This is a genomic window from Acinetobacter sp. 226 (genome assembly GCF_048147925.1).
In the GTDB taxonomy this organism is placed as follows: Bacteria; Pseudomonadota; Gammaproteobacteria; order Pseudomonadales; family Moraxellaceae; genus Acinetobacter; species Acinetobacter pecorum.
The window spans coordinates 1-4036 of record NZ_JAYWYX010000061.1 but is presented as its reverse complement, the minus strand read 5'-3'; the positions used below and the strand labels follow the sequence as shown (position 1 = coordinate 4036).

4 protein-coding genes and 1 pseudogene are annotated in these 4036 nt (G+C 36.1%); 1 reads left to right on the top strand and 4 read right to left on the bottom strand.

Features of this window, described 5'->3' with window-relative positions; genetic code table 11:
• Positions 1-522 (top strand): IS6-like element IS1006 family transposase (locus tag VXP95_RS15300; protein WP_416712345.1); only part of this gene is annotated, 522 nt, incomplete at its 5' end.
• A gap of 36 nt (positions 523-558) precedes the next feature.
• Here VXP95_RS15300 and VXP95_RS15295 read toward each other — a convergent pair.
• From VXP95_RS15295 to VXP95_RS15280, 4 genes and pseudogenes are all read right to left on the bottom strand, one after another.
• Positions 559-1002, bottom strand: a pseudogene (locus VXP95_RS15295) (SOS response-associated peptidase); the annotation flags it as partial.
• Positions 1003-1248: 246 nt separating this feature from the next.
• Complete coding sequence (locus VXP95_RS15290) at positions 1249-2355, bottom strand: ImmA/IrrE family metallo-endopeptidase (RefSeq protein ID WP_000482094.1); 1107 nt, start codon at positions 2353-2355, stop codon at positions 1249-1251.
• Between the two features lie 12 nt (positions 2356-2367).
• The gene (locus tag VXP95_RS15285; RefSeq protein WP_001052588.1) at positions 2368-3078 is read right to left on the bottom strand and encodes a hypothetical protein; all 711 of its coding nucleotides are present in this window, start codon (positions 3076-3078) and stop codon (positions 2368-2370) included.
• A gap of 385 nt (positions 3079-3463) precedes the next feature.
• Positions 3464-3961, bottom strand: coding sequence for an IS630 family transposase (locus VXP95_RS15280; RefSeq protein ID WP_416712344.1), 498 nt, complete (start codon positions 3959-3961; stop codon positions 3464-3466).
• Positions 3962-4036 lie beyond the last annotated feature (75 nt).

Here is a 4036-nt window from a genome sequence, read left to right as displayed (position 1 = left end):
TTACGCTGGTATTGGCGTAATCCTACAGATCTGAGCTCGTGGCATATTGATGAAACCTATGTAAAAGTGAATGGACGATGGTCTTATCTGTATCGTGCAGTCGATCAACGTGGCGATACCATTGATTTTTATCTTTCTTCTAGACGTAATACCAAATCAGCATATTGTTTTCTTGGAAAAATTTTAAATAATGTGAAGAAGTGGCAAATTCCACAAGTGATCAACACGGATAAAGCACCCACATATGGACGTGCTTTATCACGGTTAAAACGGGAAGGTAAATGTCCACCAGACCTTGAGCACAGGCAGATTAAGTATAAAAATAACGTGATTGAATGTGATCATGGCAAGCTAAAGCGGATCATCAGGGCCACATTAGGATTCAAATCTATGAAGACGGCTTATGCCACAATTAAAGGTATTGAAGTCATGCGTGCACTACGTAAAGGACAAGCATCGTCATTTTATTATGGTCAGCCTCAGGGTGAAGTGTGTCTAATCAACAGGGTTTTCGGTCTCTAAGTACTTTTTAAAGGGAACATCATCGACTCAAATCTCTATTTGCAACAGTGCCAAGGAACGTACCTTATTGCCATTAATCACTGCATCATCATAGATCCCTGCAACAGTAAAAGGCTGATCATCTTTACGCTTGATGGTGTACCAGTGTGGCTTGCCATTGATGTATTTCGGCTCATAAAATTCTTGTACTGGGACTAGGCAGAACTTGCTGTACTTCCAAGCATGTCGAAAGCTAGGCTTATCTGCTACAGACTCAGTTCTGGCGTTATAAGTATGACTGCTGAACTTCAATTCTTTCGCCCAGCTCGGTAGTAATCCAAACTTTGCAATATCAAGCTCTAAGTGATCTGAGCCGTTCAGAATGATTGGAGCATGATAGGAAGGGAATACATGATCCTTAAGCTCAAGATCAAACTGGCTTGTATCGACACCTAAGAGTGTCAAATTTCTTTTATTTGGAAATAGGTAATTTGAGCACATAGCCTGATCACATAACTAAAGAATTTATCTGAAATTGTATACGATGCTTTATGGAACACATGGGATTTATGGTGTCAGTTCAAGTAGGCTATATGAAAAAAGTCATGATGGGGCAAGTTACATTTTCAGTTAAAGTATGACTTATGGGATGCAAAACTACGTTGGGCGTGAAGTCATAAAAAAATTAATCAGGATTTTGCATAAATAGTGCGCCGTAAGGCGCATTATTTTTAAGGAAGGTTTGTATTACTCGACAATATATAACTTATGTTTTTTCTTCGGGGGCTCAACTTTAGCTAAAGCATCAAATGTTAATTGATTAAAATCTTCTTCAGAGATTCCAATTTCATCAAGCATTTTATTTTTATCAAAAGATGGTTGTGAGGCTAAAACAGAGATAATTTTGGGCAACATCAAACTCTCATCTCGATGAGTTTCTTCAGGTTCATTAATGTTGTAGCCCAACGAATTGATCTTTATAGAGTTACTACGATTAACCCAATCACTAACTAAGCCCAGCTTGTGAGCTTTATAGTTAATAGCCTTCAGGGATGTTCGCCAAATCTTTTTATACTCAATCATATTTTCTAGTGAAAAATAGCGTGGAGCAGTAGAAAGAAATGCATCTGTTGGCATTAAAAATTCAGATGAAAATTGATCCGCTTCAGTTTCGAGAACACGATTATCTTTCTCGACACGAATTTTTTTGTTATGCGTATGCATAACGATATGACCAAGTTCGTGTGCACAATCGAAGCGGGCTCTTTCGGCAGACTTAAATGTATTTAGAAATATGAAAGGGCTACCACTTTCATCATCAAAAAAAGATAGTGCATCAATTTCTCGAATTTCAGTCGGTAATCTAAAGACACGGATTCCCTTTAGCTCACACAACGAAACAATGTTATTAATAGGTTGATTACCTAAAGCCCATAAACCTCTCAACTCTGACGCTAGGTGATCGGCATACTTAGATTCACCCAAAAACTCAGTAATATCTAAATCAGGACGGTGAAAAGTAGGTAACTTTACTTTCTGATTTAAGTACTTGTTAATATTTATTGCTAAAAGAGTATATGCCTCATTAGCTTTTCTATGCTGTGCTTTAATACGAGCAACCGATCTATAGAAGATTTGGTCTGTTTCATGTGGTTGTGTGTCATTACCTGCAAAGAATGACTTGGGTAAATTTAATACACGGCATATATCATCTTGATCATTTTCATTGATTTCTTTATCCACGTCTAAAAGTTGCTTTACCTTAGAGATAGAGCAACTCAATTTTTCTGCGAAATCGGTATTGCTAAGTCCTCGTAATTCTTTAGCAATACGTAAACGATCTTTATTAAACACATTAACCTCAGATTAAACTACAAGCTGAATATCAAAATCATCTGGTTTAATTTCATTAGATGGTTCCAATACTGGCTTAGGATCAGTTTTTACAGGAACTGTATTATCTATTTCAAATGCAATTCTGCAAGTATGGTCACTTGGTAAAATTGAAATTTTTTTCGCTTTTAAGTCCTGTACGAAGCTAGTTGGGTATGCAAATTCAAAAGGAATATTTGGGATATCAATGTCTTTATAGGCTGGATGTGATGCTGAAGGAAAGTATAAAATCCATGTTCTCAATTTTGTCTCATCATCATAAGCAGACTGATTCTCCTTAATATTATTTAATGTCATTAATCCTTTTTCACAGTGTGCTGATACAACTTGATCAGCTAACCCCAATGCAATATTCCCGCTCATAAAGATAATTTGTATTTTCTTTACTGTATTCTCAATTCTTGGCTGGCTGTCATTGTGGAATATCCAAGCAGGATCAGATTGTCGAAGCAGTAAAGCAATCTGTTCTCCAATTTTTCCCCATCGTGCAATAAAGCGTGCACGGTTATAGTGAGTATTTGTTCTATAGTCAGCATCACCGATCATAATTGCGTTTCTGACTAACTCGAGATCAGGTAATCCTAACTGTTTAGCTTTTTTGATAGCATTTTCACCTTTGAAAAAATCACATGGCGTGGGTTCAGAAGGTTGGATTGATTCTTCATCAAGGAGATTTAAATTCATCTTAAAAGTTATCCTAAAGTAGCGAATGTCTTTTTTATAACATCTTTTGATGTTTTAAAAAAGACATTTTTATAAATGTGTGCTATCTTCACTTACAACTTGATAATAAGAATTTTGGAGAAGAGACGTTGAGTAACTTATTCATTAATCATAAAAATTGTCCTGAATGCGGTGGCCGTATCAAAGGCCATTATTACTACTGTGGGCAGTGTGGTAGTCAAAATGTTGTAAACTGGAAGCACACGGGGATATTTTTGTTGATTGCTGGAAAGATTTTTCTGGTTGCTATGCTTTTTTTGCTAAAAAATTTTGTTCAAATCCATTTTTTTCACAAGTTTCATTGTGCTAATTTTTTAAATAATTCATAGAGGTTGATAAGTCACTCCTAAAAAGTAAACAAGTATTTATTACCAAACCCTCTTGAGATACCATTTACCCATTGTACAATCTCATTCGTAGGCATCCATTTAAATTCACGCCATTGATATTTCATTGATCGCCATAACATTTCTATACGATTTAGTTCAGGGCTATAAGGTGGAAGAAAATATAGCCTCACATTGAAATCTTGTTCCAGTAAATCTCGCCATGCCTGCATTTTTTTGCTTTTATGGATAGAAGCATTATCCACAATCAAAGTGAGAGGGATGTTGTATTTCTCTTTGATCTGTTTGGCAACACCCATGACATAAGCATAAAAATACTCACCTGTAACAGATTCCTGTAAACATGCTGTGACAAAATGTCCTGTCGATAATAAGGCTCCTATGATATTGACTCGTTTGGAGCAAATCGCTGTGACTTGATGAACCTGTCCTTTTATTGTCCATGCATAGCGATTATCAGGGGTAGAGCAAATTCCTGTTTCATCAACATAGCCCAATATAGTCAAATCATTATAAAACCAATACAATGGTGCAATGAGTTATTCAGAACATTTTAGACGTAAAATTTTAGC

Bases quoted from the DNA above. Each gene is read 5' to 3' on its own strand.
- VXP95_RS15285 (WP_001052588.1), bottom strand. From the start codon at position 3,078: ATGAATTTAAATCTCCTTGATGAAGAATCAATCCAACCTTCTGAACCC.